General features: G+C 38.4%; 15 protein-coding genes. 4 read left to right on the top strand and 11 right to left on the bottom strand.

The window, feature by feature from the left end; genetic code table 11:
* Window positions 1–47 precede the first annotated feature (47 nt).
* Complete coding sequence (gene mnmC, locus GWI58_RS00075) at window positions 48–2,087, top strand: bifunctional tRNA (5-methylaminomethyl-2-thiouridine)(34)-methyltransferase MnmD/FAD-dependent 5-carboxymethylaminomethyl-2-thiouridine(34) oxidoreductase MnmC (protein ID WP_161768789.1); 2,040 nt, start codon at window positions 48–50, stop codon at window positions 2,085–2,087.
* A 73-nt stretch (window positions 2,088–2,160) separates the two neighbouring features.
* Here the strand turns inward: mnmC and GWI58_RS00070 are convergent, their stop codons facing one another.
* The 7 genes from GWI58_RS00070 to prmB all read right to left on the bottom strand — a co-directional run bounded on the left by GWI58_RS00070 (window position 2,161) and on the right by prmB (window position 8,034).
* Window positions 2,161–2,709 (bottom strand): GNAT family N-acetyltransferase, encoded by a 549-nt coding sequence (locus GWI58_RS00070; RefSeq protein ID WP_161768788.1) that lies wholly within the window; start codon window positions 2,707–2,709, stop codon window positions 2,161–2,163.
* Between the two features lie 101 nt (window positions 2,710–2,810).
* On the bottom strand, window positions 2,811–3,707 hold the full coding sequence (locus tag GWI58_RS00065) for a hypothetical protein (protein ID WP_004243747.1): 897 nt from the start codon (window positions 3,705–3,707) through the stop codon (window positions 2,811–2,813).
* Between the two features lie 321 nt (window positions 3,708–4,028).
* Window positions 4,029–4,301 carry a YfcL family protein gene (locus tag GWI58_RS00060; protein WP_004243748.1) on the bottom strand — a complete coding sequence of 91 codons (273 nt, stop codon included), beginning with the start codon at window positions 4,299–4,301 and terminating at the stop codon, window positions 4,029–4,031.
* A gap of 136 nt (window positions 4,302–4,437) precedes the next feature.
* On the bottom strand, window positions 4,438–4,992 hold the full coding sequence (locus GWI58_RS00055; RefSeq protein ID WP_004243749.1) for an elongation factor P hydroxylase: 555 nt from the start codon (window positions 4,990–4,992) through the stop codon (window positions 4,438–4,440).
* A 16-nt stretch (window positions 4,993–5,008) separates the two neighbouring features.
* Window positions 5,009–5,809, bottom strand: coding sequence for a sulfite exporter TauE/SafE family protein (locus GWI58_RS00050; RefSeq protein ID WP_049203525.1), 801 nt, complete (start codon window positions 5,807–5,809; stop codon window positions 5,009–5,011).
* A gap of 172 nt (window positions 5,810–5,981) precedes the next feature.
* On the bottom strand, window positions 5,982–7,067 hold the full coding sequence (aroC, locus tag GWI58_RS00045) for a chorismate synthase (protein WP_004243753.1): 1,086 nt from the start codon (window positions 7,065–7,067) through the stop codon (window positions 5,982–5,984).
* Between the two features lie 88 nt (window positions 7,068–7,155).
* Window positions 7,156–8,034 (bottom strand): 50S ribosomal protein L3 N(5)-glutamine methyltransferase, encoded by an 879-nt coding sequence (gene prmB, locus GWI58_RS00040; protein WP_046334445.1) that lies wholly within the window; start codon window positions 8,032–8,034, stop codon window positions 7,156–7,158.
* A 448-nt stretch (window positions 8,035–8,482) separates the two neighbouring features.
* Here prmB and GWI58_RS00035 point away from each other — a divergent pair, with 448 nt between their 5' ends.
* Entirely contained in the window at window positions 8,483–9,037 is a 555-nt protein-coding gene (locus tag GWI58_RS00035; RefSeq protein ID WP_004250672.1) for a Dps family protein, read from the top strand.
* Window positions 9,038–9,189: 152 nt separating this feature from the next.
* Window positions 9,190–9,732 (top strand): endonuclease SmrB, encoded by a 543-nt coding sequence (gene smrB / locus GWI58_RS00030; protein WP_004243759.1) that lies wholly within the window; start codon window positions 9,190–9,192, stop codon window positions 9,730–9,732.
* Window positions 9,733–9,774: 42 nt separating this feature from the next.
* On the opposite strand, the gene sixA is transcribed toward smrB, so the two are convergent.
* The 4 genes from sixA to GWI58_RS00010 form a co-directional block, all read right to left on the bottom strand.
* Window positions 9,775–10,260, bottom strand: coding sequence for a phosphohistidine phosphatase SixA (gene sixA, locus GWI58_RS00025; protein ID WP_161768787.1), 486 nt, complete (start codon window positions 10,258–10,260; stop codon window positions 9,775–9,777).
* A gap of 433 nt (window positions 10,261–10,693) precedes the next feature.
* Entirely contained in the window at window positions 10,694–12,862 is a 2,169-nt protein-coding gene (gene fadJ, locus GWI58_RS00020) for a fatty acid oxidation complex subunit alpha FadJ (protein ID WP_161768786.1), read from the bottom strand.
* Complete coding sequence (gene fadI, locus GWI58_RS00015; protein WP_161768785.1) at window positions 12,862–14,166, bottom strand: acetyl-CoA C-acyltransferase FadI; 1,305 nt, start codon at window positions 14,164–14,166, stop codon at window positions 12,862–12,864. The genes fadJ and fadI overlap by 1 nt, the downstream gene beginning before the upstream one ends.
* A 236-nt stretch (window positions 14,167–14,402) precedes the next feature.
* Window positions 14,403–14,699 carry a YfcZ/YiiS family protein gene (locus GWI58_RS00010; protein WP_004243769.1) on the bottom strand — a complete coding sequence of 99 codons (297 nt, stop codon included), beginning with the start codon at window positions 14,697–14,699 and terminating at the stop codon, window positions 14,403–14,405.
* Between the two features lie 344 nt (window positions 14,700–15,043).
* Here GWI58_RS00010 and GWI58_RS00005 point away from each other — a divergent pair.
* The coding region (locus GWI58_RS00005; RefSeq protein WP_202608505.1) for an outer membrane protein transport protein at window positions 15,044–15,865 on the top strand (822 nt) is incomplete at its 3' end.

Below are 15,865 nucleotides of genomic sequence, written 5' to 3'. Positions count from 1 at the left end.
ACAGCGTTAAGATAGCCCATTATTTTTGGTAAAATACAGGTAGTTCCGTGAATAACACTGCTATAAATACCGCCTCTTTAAGTTGGAATGAACTTGGTACTCCGATTTCAAAACAGTTTGATGACATCTATTTTTCCAACCAAGATGGTCTTGAAGAAACTCGACATGTATTCCTACATGGAAATCATTTTCCATCTCGTTTTGGTACACATGTACGCTCTGAGTGTGTTATAGCAGAAACCGGATTTGGCACAGGATTAAACTTTTTAACACTGTGGCAAGCCTTCGAGCAATTTCGTCATCACTCACCTGATGCGTCATTAAAGCGTTTACATTATGTCAGTTTTGAAAAATTTCCTCTGACTAAAGCTGATTTGCAAACAGCCCATAGCCATTGGCCAGAACTAGCACAATATTCAACAGCGCTTTGTGCACAGTGGCCTTTACCTATTGCCGGTTGTCATCGTCTTATTCTTGCTAATGGCGCGATAACGCTTGATTTATGGTTCGGTGATATCAATACATTACTGCCACAAACTCGCCAAGCTTTACATAATAAAGTTGATGCGTGGTTTCTTGACGGCTTTGCACCAAGTAAAAACCCACAAATGTGGAGTGAAACATTATTTCAAGCAATGGCAGACTCGATGCGTGAAAATGGCACTTTTGCCACCTTTACCGCAGCTGGGATAGTAAAACGAGGATTGCAACATGTTGGTTTTGAAATAAAGAAAATAAAAGGCTTTGGTCAAAAAAGAGAAATGTTAACAGGGGTATTTCCCCATCCTCCTGCCAATGCATTTGTTCCCTACTATGCCAGACCTTGTGCTACACAAAGAAAAGATATCGCTATTATCGGTGGGGGGATCGCCAGTGCATTAACTGCGCTCGCCTGCTTAAAAAGAGGCGCCAAAGTCACGCTCTATTGTGAAGATACACATCCTGCGGCAAATGCCTCAGGCAATCGGCAGGGTGTGTTATACCCATTACTTAATGGTAAATCTGATGAGTTAGAACACTTTTTCACTAGCGCTTTTTTATATGCCCGCCGTTATTATGATGAGTTAAACCATAAAGGCGTCAACTTTTCACATCAATGGTCTGGTGTTGCCCAAGTTATCTATAATGAAAAAGTACGCAAAAAAATAGCGCGAATAATCGAGCATTCCACACCTTTTTCTCAACTCGCTCATTATGTTCATCAAGATGAAATGAATTCACTTTGTGGATTAGCTATCAACCAAGATGGTCTTTTTTATCCTCAAGCAGGTTGGCTTTCTCCCACAGAGTTAACCACCAATGCATTAAAATACGCACAACAACAAGGTCTCAAGCTACTCTTTGAACATCAAGTCACTCAATTAACCTCACAACAACAGCATTGGCAGTTAGAGGTGACTCACCAAGCAACAACGTATAAAACACAACATGATTGCGTTATTTTAGCTAATGGGCACCGTATTACTGATTTTATACAAAGTGAAAAACTACCTATCAGTGCAGTAAGGGGTCAAGTTAGCCATATTTCAACGACACCTGATATCGCACAATTAAAAGCGGTGCTCTGCTATGATGGCTATTTTACGCCGGTTGATCCTCAAGATAATCTGCATTGTGTTGGGGCAAGCTTTCGTCGAGATCGACTAGATTTAAATGTTTCAATTGAAGAGCAACAAAATAATCAATGGCACCTCACGCACTGTTTAGCACAATCACCTTGGGCACAGCAGGTAGATTTTAGTGATAACGATGCGCGTGTCGGGATCCGCTGTACAATAAGAGATCACCTTCCTTTATTAGGTGAAGTACCCGATTTTGAAAAATTAGTTGTCGCCTATACGCATTTAGATCGATTTAAGCGTAGAAAGCAAACACCTATTTTGGCACCGAGTTATCATCAGCTTTATATTATTAGTGCATTAGGTTCACGTGGTTTATGCTCTGCACCTTTATCTGCGGAGATCTTAGCAAGCCAAATCTTTGATGAGCCATTTCCTGTAGAAGATAGTGTGTTAAATGCCTTACATCCTAATCGTTTCTGGGTAAGACCACTACTGCGCGGAAAAGCCATTGAATTAAAATCATAGGATCAGTCACTGAAATTACGGTTGATATTTAAGTAACTATTGTTTATTGGTTACTTAAATATCTTTATAGTATTTAAATTTCACACTTCATCGCACAACGCATTTCTCTCGCAAATCCCCCATGCTCTACTTCATTATCTAAAATTTGTTGTAAAGAATAGGGTATTTGATGCTCAAGTAAGATATGGAAACCTAAACGCTGATAATAGGGGGCATTCCAAGGGACATCGCGGAAAGTCGTTAACGTTACCGCATTAACTTGCTGTAATTTAGCTTCATTTTTTACTGTCTGGATCAGCAATTTACCAATCCCTTTATTTTGCCAATCTTGACTTACCGATAACTCATGAATAAATACACATTCAGGTAATTGTTGCGTCATGATAAAACCAACGGGATGATTGTCATGATTAACAGCAACCCAGTGAGCATGTTGATGGATAAATTGAATATGCGCCTCAACACTTTGTACGCCACTTTCGCTGATCCAACTTAATTCTTTTATGCTACTAAATAACTTTCCTGCCGATTGTTCAATCTTCGGTAGTTGGTTAGCATCAGCCAATTGAGTTGGCCGAATAGTGATCTCGTGAGTGGCGATTTTATTTGATGCGTTGGTCATAAATAATCTCTTTTATAACTTGCTATTTGCTTATTAAGAGTATCAATTACCTATAAAAAAACCATCCATAAGGATGGCTTTTTATCCGTTCTACCAAAAATTTAATCTCTAGGTAAGATCCCATAAGATTGATATTGGCTCGCTTGGTGAATAAAAGAATTATAGTATTTATTATCTTCAACAGAGTTTTTTACTGCTCTTTCACTATCGGCTTTTGATAACTTATTTATTGCTTCATGTAATGGTGTTTTAAGCTGTTTATGGATATTAGGATCATTACTTTCTTTAATTTGATCAAGCAAGGCAACCCAATTTTCTGCCTCTGCTTGAATATCAGGATCAGTAAATTGTGGTTGAGGTAAACTGTAGTCTAACGCTAGATTAACAGTATCGTTATACTCATCTTGAGGGGAAAGCGGTTTTAGATCTTGACCATAGTCAGTCATAATATATTGGATTAATTCAGGTTTATCAAAACATTTGGTTTTGATGTTCCCCATTTCGTTTTTATTATGGCTTTTAATTTCACTAGGGAAAGGTTCACCTAACGTATAAGTACATTTAAATACATTACCATCAATCAAGGTAGCATTCGTGCTTTGTAATGGCATTTCTAACTGATAGCCATTAATAACCACTTTATATTCTGTTGGTTTAAAGCGATCTCCCTTACCTTGTACAGCATAGACTTCAGATAAACGGTAATACATAAAATTATCAGGATTTAAAATTCCACCATTGTTGTTTTCATACACCATAAAAGTGGATTTATTACCTGCACTATCTTGTAAACTATGTTCGCCCGGTGAGAGTGTTAAATAACCACTTTTACCCGGCTCAACCTGATATGTTTTATCATCAACAACAAAGCTCATACTTTTTTCACTGGGATTACTGTAATAAAACTTATCTTTTTTATTATCTAAATCAAGTTGATCACAGGCAGATAAAACCAATACCGTGCTAGCAATAAGGCTTATTTTAAAGAAATTTTTCATCGTATTGTTATCCTTATCATAAATATTTTATGCAAATCATTTGCATCCCGAGAAACATTCCTAAAAAACATTTAAAAGTAATTTGGCAGAAATGGCAAGGAGTAACAAAAGATAGCACTATTATGCTTTAATCAATGAAAGAGACATCGACTTTGAAAAATCAAATAAAAACAATTGATAAATAGTAAGGAGAATTTTTGTATAAAATCCTTTCTTTTTCAAGCTCAACTGTCTTAAACAAGGTTTTCGATGTGGTTAATCGTTAGCAATCAAAGAAAAACAACCGATAGTATCGGTTGTTCTCAATATAGGTTATTTATACTAATTAATCGAGTTAACTAAATCATGCCACGTCGATAAAACCAATATTTGATCAGGAGGAGAAAGCTCTCCTGCTTTGATAGCTTTTTGAATGCTCTCTTCTACACGGGATTTTAATGCTGATAATTGCGTATTGTTTTCTTGCTCAAGCTCCGCAATTGCTAAAGTGATATGGCCTTGTAAATATCCACCAGCAAATAATTCATCATCCGTAGCATGTTCAACACGGCTATCAATTTTATCTAATAAGTACGTTTCATACTCAGAAAGCATTATTTATCCTCAATATATAATGTTGCTATCAGATTTAAGTCACTCGATGTTTCAATAGCAACCTTATTACCTCAGGCTTTATTGGTTTACTAAAACCTGCACAGTGGATAGACGAGGATAGTTTATCTCGTCATCCTTAATTAACGAGGGGATTTTCCTGATAAGGAAATTGTTCCGGCGTTAACTCAGGTGTATTGTAAAACAAATGTAACGCATTAATAAATAGCTGTGCACGTGGCGGGATATTTTTATCGCGCAAATAAGCTAATACTTGCTCTCTCACCTTGTTTCTAAACTGGTAACGATCTGGCTCAAAATCCCCGTCTAAATTATCGCAACTCACGTTAAATGGATAATTGGCTGCTTGGCAGAATAACCAGTCAAGAGCTTGAGGCTTGATTTCAACTCGTTCAAACTGCTCTTGAGTCACTTGATCTCGCCCATCAGGACAATACCAATAACCATAATCAACCTGCTGACGACGCGCATCCCCAGCAATACACCAATGCGATATTTCATGTAATGCACTCGCGTAAAATCCATGTGCGAAAATGATTTGGTGATAAGGTATCTCTTCACTCTTAGGCAAATAAATTGGCTCGTTATCACCTTTAACTAAACGTGTTTGGTAACTATCGCTAAAACATTGATTAAAAATATCAATTAACTGCTGATAATGATGTGCTGACATTTAAAAATTATCTTTCCTAATTAAAAAGTGCAGAAAACCAAAGTGCAATAGTATCTCCATGATTGTCATGAATGAGTTTGATGCTCATCAAAAAGGAGATAATGACCAGCATTGGTCTAATTAATTTTTGTCCTTTGGTTAACACCAACCCTGCACCTAAGCGAGCACCAATAAACTGCCCGCATAACATAACTAAACCTATGGTCCAAATTACCTGTCCACCAAGAATAAAAAATAGCAAAGAGCCAAAATTAGAGGTGAAATTGAGTAATTTAGCATGTGCCGTCGCCTTTGAGAGATTATAACCAAGTAACATGACATAACCTAAAGCGAAAAAAGATCCCGTTCCAGGACCAAAAACACCATCATAAAAGCCAATACCACCGCCAATAATAGCCCCGAAAGTATAATAACCAAGACGTTGCTTACTATCCTTAGCCCCGATAGATGGTGTTAATAAAAAATAGAGACCGATTGCGATAGTGAGAACAGGTAGCGCTTGTTTTAGTAATTCAGGATTAATAAATTGTACTAACATCGCACCAGAAACAGCACCAATAAAAGTCATAAAAATGGCAAAGCGCTGTGCTTTTAAATCAATGACGCGACGACGAATAAAATAGAGTGTGGCTGAAAAAGAACCGCCCACTGATTGAAGCTTATTTGTTGCCAGCGCTTGTACGGGTGATATTCCCGCAGAGAGCAAGGCAGGAATAGTGATCAACCCACCACCGCCAGCAATAGAGTCAATAAAGCCTGCTAATACAGCAACAAAAAAGAGTAGAAGGTAGATGCCATCTGAAAATAGCCAATCCATTTATCTATCCGAATTATCAGAAATGAGGGGGCGTGTGTTACTGCTTTATTTGATTATTTTAAATAAAAACAGTAACACTATCTGAGCATAGAATAATAAGGCGCTCACACCTTTAAAAACTCATAGCAAACTTACTACAGATTATTCGCTGTATTATTGATGTAAGCTAAGATCACCATTGCATTAATGGAGGAATAACATCACCACATTGACCCCGTTGACGTAACGCATGATCAAGTAACACAATAGCCATCATAGCTTCTGCAATAGGAACAGCTCGGATACCGACACACGGATCATGTCGCCCTTTGGTGATCATATCGACTTCTTCACCTTGTCGATTAAGCGTCTTACCAGCAATAGTAATACTTGAAGTCGGCTTTAAAGCAATATGTGCAATAATAGGTTGACCACTACTAATGCCACCTAATACCCCTCCCGCGTGATTACTGCTAAAACCTTCTTTGGTAATTTCATCGCGGTTTTCAGTCCCTTTTAAGGTCACCACATCAAAACCATCTCCGATTTCAACGCCTTTTACTGCGTTGATGCTCATTAACGCATGAGCCAAATCGGCATCAAGCCTATCAAAAACGGGTTCACCTAATCCTGCAGGTACACCTTCTGCAACCACGGTAACTTTGGCACCTATAGAATTACCCTCTTTTTTTAGCGCTCGCATATATTCATCAAGGGCATCTAGGCGAGAAGGATCTGGGCAAAAGAATGGGTTGGTTTCTACAATTGACCAATCAACTAACTCACAACTAATCGGCCCTAATTGAGATAAGTAACCTTTTACTTCAATACCAAATTTTTGTTTAAGGTATTTTTTGGCAATAGCACCCGCTGCGACACGCATGGCGGTTTCTCGAGCAGAAGAGCGCCCCCCGCCACGATAATCACGTAAACCATATTTCTGTTCATAGGTGTAGTCTGCATGCCCTGGGCGGAATACATCTTTAATTTCGCTATAATCTTGAGAGCGCTGATCCGTATTTTCTATTAATAAACCAATACTGGTTCCCGTTGTTACACCATTAAAAACACCCGATAAAATACGCACTTGATCAGGCTCTCTGCGTTGTGTGGTATAACGTGAAGTTCCCGGTTTACGTCTATCTAAATCAACTTGTAGATCCGCTTGCGTTAAAGGTAGTCCGGGAGGAACACCATCCACAATGCAACCTAACGCTGTGCCATGAGACTCACCAAAAGTGGTTACTCTAAATAATTGCCCGATACTGTTTCCCGCCATCCCTCAATTCCTATCTTATGACTGACTGTGTGATGTTATTAATATGTTATTTGCAACCATAACAATCTACCGTTTCATCACATTGACATCAACGTTTATCGCTAGCAAAGCTATCTGAAAATTCGACAAGTTGCTCACGCGTTAACATAAAGACGCCAATACCTCCCTTTTCAAACTCAAGCCAAGTAAAAGGAACTTCAGGAAATTGTTCGATAAGATGCACCATGCTATTACCGACTTCACAGACAAGAATGCCTTTTTCGCTTAAATAATCAGGTGCTTTTAGTAAAATTTGTCTGGTGATATCTAAGCCATCCACACCAGAAGCCAATGCAAGTTCGGGTTCGATATGGTATTCATCAGGCAAGTCACCCATATCTTCAGCATCAACGTAAGGTGGATTCGTCACGATAATATCGTATGGTGTAGGAACAATTGCCTCAAAGAGATCAGATTGCATTGGATAAACACGATGAATTAAACCATGATTTTCAATATTAAACTCGGCAACTTCTAACGCATCTGCTGAAATATCGACTGCATCGACTTCTGCTTCTTGAAATTCATGGGCACAAGCAATAGCAATACATCCACTGCCAGTACATAAATCAAGGATACGGGTTGGCTCTTGCCCAATCAGTCCAGCAAAATGGTTATTAATCAATTCACCTATGGGAGAACGAGGGATCAAAACACGTTCATCAACATAAAATTCATGTCCACAAAACCACGCTCGATGCGTTAAATAAGGCACAGGAATTTTTTGTTCAATACGAACCTCAATAAGTTGAATGATTTCCATTTTTTCAGAGGTTGTAAGTTTGGTTGATAAAAGAGCATCAGGAATATCTAAAGGAAGAGCCAGTGTAGGTAGAACAAGCTGTAACGCTTCATCCCATGCGTTATCCGTACCATGACCATAATAAATATCTGATGAATTAAACTGACTCATAGCCCAACGTAACATATCTAAGATCGTGCTTAAATCAGCTACGGCTTCTTCTTTTGCTGTGATATCCAAAACTGTTGTCCTCTGACGGATCTGACGAAATAGAAAGTCTGTAGTTTGCCATGAAGATCGTGATAAATCAGCGTTAGATAATAAAAAAAGACAATATTATTAAATTCATCTCGTTTTATCTTTATTACGAAACAAATTCAATATTAGCCAGATAAACCAAATCAATCACACAAGAACCATACAATCAACTAACAAAAAACAAAAAACCAGAACAAATAATTATATTTATCACTTTAACTAGTAATTATAAGAAATCGATCCATACTTATTTACATGTGATTTATTATTGAACTGAACAGTCAGTAATATCAATAACATCTTGTTCTGCAATTGGTTGTTCTGTTTACGATGTTGTTCTCTCAATAATACTTTTTCGATTTATTAGGAGATGAAAATGAGCAGTAAAAAACTAACCCCTGCTGAAGTTAATGATGCACATAAACTCCAAACCCGTCCTCTATCTACCCCTACAGATTTAGCACCTAAAGCAACAAAAGAAGTGAGTGCAGCGATGAATGCTATTCTTGCGGATGTGTTTGCTTTATATCTAAAAACAAAGAACTTCCACTGGCATGTGAGCGGTCCTCATTTTCGTGACTATCATCTAATGTTAGATGAACAAGGTGATCAGCTCTTTGCCATGACAGATCCTATTGCCGAGCGTGTACGTAAAATTGGTGGCATGACATTACGCTCTATAGGCCAGATCTCAAAAATGCAACGTATTAAAGATAATGATGCTGAATTTGTTGAGCCTTTAGATATGTTAGCTGAGCTATGTCAAGATAATCAATTACTTGCAGCAGAACTGAGAAAAGCACATGTTGTCTGTGATGAAAATAACGATATCTCTACCGCAAGCTTAATTGAAAATTGGATCGATGAAACAGAGCGTCGTACTTGGTTCTTATTTGAAGCTTGTCGACGTGCAGAAACATCAGGGCACTAATTAATCTATTTGCTAGCTATGTGACTATTTTGGCAGGGATCCCCCCTGCCTTTTTTGTTTCATCTATTTAACAATAGTTTTTTATCTCCCCTTATATTTAAGGTACTATTATTTATAGATATAGATGATAGCAATGATGAAGAACGCTAAAAATGAACAAAAAATTCATATTACCTCCTTCAGAAATAGAATTATTTCAGGAGATGATAAAAGGCACCAAAAAGCTCCCACAAGATAAAATACGCCACCAAACACCGCGAAAAAAAGTGACTCATTATCCAACAGAGCGATTACAGCAAGAGCAAATAGATGCTTCTTACTATTTCTCCGATGAGTTTCAACCTAACTTGGCAACAGAAGGCCCGATGCGTTATTTAAGAGAAGGGGCAAATGCGTACGAGCTAAAAAAATTGCGTCGTGGTGATTATGTACCAGAGTTTTTTTTAGATTTACATGGATTAACACAATTAATCGCCAAACAAGAAATTGGTGCTTTAATCGCGGCCTGTAGAAGAGAGCATGTGTATTGTGCCTGTATTATGCATGGGCATGGTAAACATATTTTAAAACAGCAAACCCCTCTTTGGTTAGCTCAACACCCTGATATTATTGCTTTTCATCAAGCACCAAAAGAGTGGGGAGGAGATGCTGCACTATTGCTGTTAGTCGAAAATGATGATATTGCGCGTCGTTAACATCACCGAATAAATCAGAACAATATAAATAACATATAGACTTTATCCGGTAATTTGTTTTAAGTTTGCTGGGGAGACTTGCCACAGCAATTTCCCCGAGCCTGTTGATAAATCAAAATCAACACAAGCAATCGTTGAGGTTGAAAACATCGGTGCACTCACTGTTGGACAAAGCTCTGCCACGACATACCCCACTAAAGGTAGATGTGATATAACTAGAATATTGTGATATCCCACTTCCCCTAATGCCCTTAAATAATGAGCAATATGATCAGGATTGCCCCCAGGAATAAGCCCTTCATCGGTTTCTATCTTAGCGGGTAATACTAAGCCTTGTTGCACAACATTCAGTGTTTGTTGTGCCCGCAAATAAGGACTGACTAAAACATAATCAATACTATGCTCTTGCTGTGTCATCCAATTCGCCATGGTTAATGATTCATATTCACCACGCTCTGTTAAAGATCGTAGTGCATCACTAGGCGCATCAAAAGTAGCCTCACCGTGGCGCATAATAAAAATTTGCATAATCAATATAAACCTATTTTGTTGTTTTCATTTCTAAGGGGATCAATACATAAAGCAAGTAAGAATAACAAATATCTAATTTTGACCAAAAGCCCCTAACAAATAATACGCTATTTTATCCAGTAAATTTGCTCTATTTGGTATATTTTAACACCAAAAAATTATATTTAATCTCTTATTAAAACAAACTGTCTTTAGAATATACCATTGGCGTTTATTATCCCCCAAAAACACTTTTCACTCAGCTATCATTAATATTTATGAGCCGATTTTTCATTAATAATAACACCTTGTTTAATCAGAGCTTAATTTAGCGAAAAACGCCGTAAACCCTCGCCCAATGAGTGAACTGCATCTCAATTATATAGGTACAAAAAAAGGCGCATAAGCGCCTTAATCATCCTTTCTACTCATTGCATTATAGAATAGATAGTTAGCTATAGAATCGTTCATTTAACTTGGCCATTGCCGCTAATCGCTCACATGGCTGGAACTTTTCACCGTATTTTTCAGTTAATTGATTAAGCTTATCGACTATTTTTGTTGTTCCCATACTATCTATATACCGGAATGGTCCACCAAAGAAGGGAGGAAAACCAATACCGAAAACAGCACCAATATCACCATCCCTAGGTTGTTGAATAATGTTTTCATCTAAACAACGAACAGCTTCATTAAGCATAAGCAATAAACAACGTTCGGTTATTTCTGAAGCCGATAACTGATTTTTAGGTTTAACCTGTAATAAGCGATAAATCATCGGATCTGCACGCTTTTTATTTTTTCCTAAAGAGAAAGGTAAGGTATGCTGATTATAGAGATAAAAACCACGACCGTTTTTACGCCCTTTTCTGTCATCCGCAATAATCGCATCCACCGCGGGAGGAGATGCAAAACGCTCACCAAACTCATTGACTAAAATAGGCGTTATTTTAGTACCAATATCAATTCCCACTTCATCTAAAAGTTGAATGGGGCCGACTGGAAAGCCAAATTGAACTAATGCTTTGTCAATATTCTCTATCGTTTCCCCTTCAACCAAACAGGTTAAGGCTTCACTAATATAAGGGGCGAGAATTCGATTGACATAAAAACCGGGTTTATCTCCTACCACAATGGCAACTTTGCCTTGTTTTTTAGCAAAAGCAACGGTTGTGGCGATTGTCTTAGCATCCGTTTTTTCATGAGGGATCACTTCAACTAAGGGCATTTTTTCAACGGGACTAAAATAGTGCAGCCCAATTATTTTTTCTGGATATTGTGCTTTTTCAGCAATTTTATGGATAGGAAGAGAAGAAGTATTTGAAGCAAAGATGATCTTGCCTTCACCTAAGGCTTCAATATCAGCCACCATTTTTTGCTTTAAAGCCAAATCTTCAAAAACAGCTTCGACAATAAGGTCTGTTTGATGGAAACCGCTATAATCCAATGTCCCTGATAATAACCCCATTTGTCGTTGGCGTTCACGAGCAGAGAGCCGTTTTTTCTTGACCTTAGTTGATAACGCTTTCCAACTATAGTTAAGTGCCTGCGCAATACCTTTATCACTAATATCTTTAATTCTAACGGGTAAATTACCTTTTGTTGCTGTCACAAAAGCAATACCGCCCCCCATTAATCCCCCACCTAAAATACCTATATGGTGTAAGTTATCTGGCTTTGCAGATGATCCTGTTTCATTTTTCAATGCTGTTGAGGCAAAAAAGAGATGCCGTAATGCAGATGAAACCGGGGTCATGGCTAATTCACCAAACGCATTAGCTTCTTCTTTAAAACCTGTTTGAATATCTTTCTCTAAGCCTCGTTCAATAACGTGAAGAATACGCTCTGCCGCTGGGTAATGACCTTTGGTTTTAGCTAAAGTGCGCTTTTTAGCTTGATCAAAGAGGATATTTCTTCCTAATGTAGTATTTGCCCAAAAACGCTCCATAATAGTCTGTTTTTTACCAGCTTTTTTAGCTATTAAAATCCATTGGGCTGCAACATCTAATAAAATAGCTTGTGGTACAACGTCATCAACTAAGCCAAGCTTGAAAGCCCGTTTGGCATTAATTTGTCGTCCAGTTAAAATCATATCTAAGGCGGTCGTAACCCCTATTAAACGTGGTAATCTTTGGGTTCCCCCCGAACCTGGTAGTAATCCTAATTGAACTTCCGGAAGGCCTAAACGTGTTTTACTGTTATCGGAGCAAATTCGCCCATGGCAGGCTAATGCTAGTTCTAATCCCCCACCTAAACAGGCGCCATTGATGGCTGCGGCGACAGGCAAAGGATAATTTTCTAATTGAGTAAAAAGATCTTGTCCTGCTTTTGCTAATGCAGTGGCCTCTTCTTTGGTTTTGCAATCTGCAATCATTGATATATCAGCACCAGCAATAAAATTATCAGGTTTACCTGAGGTGATAATTAATCCTTTTACACCTGAATGTTGCTGAGCCTGTTTTAATACATTTTGAAACTGTTCAACAAAAGCAGCTTTCAGTGTATTGACCTTTTCATCTACAACATTAATAGTGATAATTCCGACCTTATCGGGACGCACTGAAAACTGGAATACCGGTGATTTCTCAGATGAGGTTTGTATCCTTTGTTGAGTCGCCATTATTCCACCTCCAAAATCATCGCTGCACCCAATCCGCCCGCAGCACAAGCTGTTGTTAAACCAAAGCCACCACCTCGGCGTTTCAGTTCATGTAATGTTTGAGTCACCATTCTCGCCCCTGTTGCAGCAAAGGGGTGTCCATAAGCAATAGAGCCACCAAGAACATTGAATTTATCCATATCAACTTCACCTATTGCTTTTGACAGTCCAAGTTGCTCTTGAGCAAATTTATCACTTGCAAATAAGGTTAAGTTACTCAAAGTTTGAGCCGCGAAAGCTTCATGCATATCTATTAGTGTTAAATCACTCAAAGTAAGGCCGGCTCTTGATAGTGCTAACGGAGTCGCATAAGAAGGCCCCAGTAACATATCTTTCCAGACATCAATGGCGGTAAAAGCATAGCTACGCAGATAACCTAAAGGTTGATAGCCTAAACTTTTGGCAACAGACTCTTTCATCATTAGCACAGCAGCAGCACCATCCGTAAGGGGCGTACTATTAGCCGCTGTCACACTACCGTGGCGCCTATCAAAGGCAGGCTTCAGTTTTGCGTAAGAATCAAGTACAGAATTTTTGCGGATATTATTATCTTGATGAAAACCTGATTTATAAGGTGGGAAAAATGCCGTCATAACTTCGTCATTTAATTTTCCCATTTCCCACGCTTTGGCCGCTAATTGATGGGAGCGATGAGCTAATTCATCTTGCGCAACTCTTGAAATATGATAAGTCTTAGCCATCTGCTCAGCAGTATCCCCCATACGTAAACCTGTGGAATACTCAGCCACTGCGGGTGCAACGGGTAGCAGATCACCAAAGCGTAGTTGACTTAAATAACTAAGCCGTTGCCCTAATGTTTTCGCTTTACTTAAACTGAGTAAAACATCGGCTAATTTTTTACTCACGCCAATCGGTAATACAGAAGATGAATCTGCGCCACCAGCAATACCCACTGAAACATGACCTGCCAACATACTTTCAGCCACATTAGCAATAGCCTGAAAACTCGTTGCACAAGCACGGGTTACACTATAAGCATCTGTTTTTACACTTAGCCCTGCGCTAAGTACAATTTCGCGGGCAATATTCGGTGCGGCAGGCATTTGTACTACTTGACCAAACACCAGTTGATCAATAATTTCAGGAGGAATTTCATTACGGATCACTAATTCTTGTACAACCGAGCGCCCCAGCTCAACCGCAGGGATCCCCCGATAAGCGGTTGCTTGTTTAGCAAATGGGAGACGCAATCCACTGACAATCGCAACACGATCTTTTATGGTACTGCTCGCTGATGACTTCATAACGACTCCTGACAAAATGAATTCCTAACACCAAAGAGGTCTGACCTGATTAATAGAGTTAACAAAATTTTCACTTATCAGAAACATCATTTTATAAGAAGTGGGAGTTAGCGCTCATTATTTCATTCAATTAGCTGTAACTCGAAGAAAACAATAAAAGGAAGGGATAAATAATGATAAAAAATAAAAAAGGCTACTGAATTTCAATAGCCTTGAAGAAGTTTAATTTCAAAGGATTAACGTAATCCTAATTGGAAGATCAGATTTTCTGCTTCACAAGAGAAAGTAAAATCAGCGGTTAATTGAACGCCACCTTCGACATCAGCAAATTGATGTTTAATTTGGCAAGGTTCAGATGCAGTGGCATTAGCTTTAGCTGTTAGCTCATTTAACATCGCTTCAGCTTGAGCCTTATCGGCAAAAACGTGCTGATAAGATGCGGTACAATTTTTGTTGTCGATAATAGTACCAACATCAACACAACAACAAGCAGCTGTTTCTTCTGCATTACAACGATTAATTGCGTCTGCCATTTTAGTCTCCCAACAAAAGAAGTGTTAATTATCTATCATAATAGCAAAAAAATAAAATAACCTGCGTTAGCTCAAATTAACCTACAATTTTACAAAAAAAATTGATTTTACTGTTTGTTTAATAAACAAAACCATCTTTATTGGCATTTAATGTAAAATTAATGTTAACCAAATCCCAAATTTTAAATCAAAATGGAAATATATATAAAACAAACTTGCAACATTACCACTATTCATCTTTATACTTAAGCAACTGGTCTGATTTGTCATAACGACAACCGCACCTAAAATCCAGCGCTTCTAATCAGAAGTTACTTATTTAAAAAATTATGAGGGTTTAGGTCATGAACCGTAAAAACCTGTTTACTCGCACAGCTCTCGCTGCCATTGTAGGAACACTTTCCTCTTATGCAAGCGCTGCCGGTTTTCAGTTAAATGAATATTCAACTTCAGCACTAGGTCGTGCTTTTTCAGGAGAAGGCGTTATTGCAGATGATGCGAGTGTAGGTAGTCGAAACCCTGCCGTATTGACCATGTTTGATCGTCCTGAGTTTTCCGTTGGTGCTATCCATATTAATCCCAGTGTTGATATTAAAGGTAAATCTCCACTCTCTGGCGCCAGCACTAATGCCGGCGATATCGCCCCAAGTGCTTTAGTCCCCAATATTCACTTTGTTGCGCCTATCAACGATAAATGGGCAATTGGTGCATCAGGTACTACTAACTTTGGTTTAGCTACCGACTTTAAAAAAGATTACCCAGCAGGTTTAATTGGCGGTAAAACTGATTTAAAAACCATGAACTTAAATTTAAGTGCAGGTTATCGAGTTAATAAACAATTTAGTGTCGGTTTAGGCTTAAATGCACTCTATGCTGATGCTGAAATTACTCGCCATGTGGGTGAAGCTGGTAAACTATTGGGTGGTGCCTTATCCCAAGATCCTAAATATCAGGAATTAGGCCGTTATTTATCAGGCTTATCACCAAGTGATCGTTTTGCACAATTAAAAGGAGATGCTTGGGGCTTTGGCTGGAATGCCGGTTTATTATATGAGTTTGATGAAGATAACCGTATCAGCTTCACTTATCGCTCTAAAGTAAAAGTGAAATTTAAAGATGGTGAGTACCAAAGTGATATCCGCTCATTACCCGCACTAGAAGGTATG

Source organism: Proteus sp. G2674, from assembly GCF_009915195.1.
In the GTDB taxonomy this organism is placed as follows: Bacteria; Pseudomonadota; Gammaproteobacteria; order Enterobacterales; family Enterobacteriaceae; genus Proteus; species Proteus mirabilis.
The sequence above is the reverse complement of the archived record's forward strand: the minus strand, read 5'-3'. Positions and strand labels throughout refer to the sequence as shown.

What these genes read in the sequence shown, in the direction of transcription:
- prmB (WP_046334445.1), bottom strand. Translation starts at nt 8,034, where the DNA reads ATGTTACGTTGGGCTATGAGTCAGTTTAATTCATCAGATATTTATTAT.
- GWI58_RS00065 (WP_004243747.1), bottom strand. Translation starts at nt 3,707, where the DNA reads ATGAAAAATTTCTTTAAAATAAGCCTTATTGCTAGCACGGTATTGGTT.
- GWI58_RS00060 (WP_004243748.1), bottom strand. Translation starts at nt 4,301, where the DNA reads ATGCTTTCTGAGTATGAAACGTACTTATTAGATAAAATTGATAGCCGT.
- fadJ (WP_161768786.1), bottom strand. Translation starts at nt 12,862, where the DNA reads ATGGCGACTCAACAAAGGATACAAACCTCATCTGAGAAATCACCGGTA.
- smrB (WP_004243759.1), top strand. Translation starts at nt 9,190, where the DNA reads ATGAACAAAAAATTCATATTACCTCCTTCAGAAATAGAATTATTTCAG.
- GWI58_RS00070 (WP_161768788.1), bottom strand. Translation starts at nt 2,709, where the DNA reads ATGACCAACGCATCAAATAAAATCGCCACTCACGAGATCACTATTCGG.
- sixA (WP_161768787.1), bottom strand. Translation starts at nt 10,260, where the DNA reads ATGCAAATTTTTATTATGCGCCACGGTGAGGCTACTTTTGATGCGCCT.
- aroC (WP_004243753.1), bottom strand. Translation starts at nt 7,067, where the DNA reads ATGGCGGGAAACAGTATCGGGCAATTATTTAGAGTAACCACTTTTGGT.
- fadI (WP_161768785.1), bottom strand. Translation starts at nt 14,166, where the DNA reads ATGAAGTCATCAGCGAGCAGTACCATAAAAGATCGTGTTGCGATTGTC.
- GWI58_RS00010 (WP_004243769.1), bottom strand. Translation starts at nt 14,699, where the DNA reads ATGGCAGACGCAATTAATCGTTGTAATGCAGAAGAAACAGCTGCTTGT.
- GWI58_RS00050 (WP_049203525.1), bottom strand. Translation starts at nt 5,809, where the DNA reads ATGGATTGGCTATTTTCAGATGGCATCTACCTTCTACTCTTTTTTGTT.
- GWI58_RS00035 (WP_004250672.1), top strand. Translation starts at nt 8,483, where the DNA reads ATGAGCAGTAAAAAACTAACCCCTGCTGAAGTTAATGATGCACATAAA.
- GWI58_RS00055 (WP_004243749.1), bottom strand. Translation starts at nt 4,992, where the DNA reads ATGTCAGCACATCATTATCAGCAGTTAATTGATATTTTTAATCAATGT.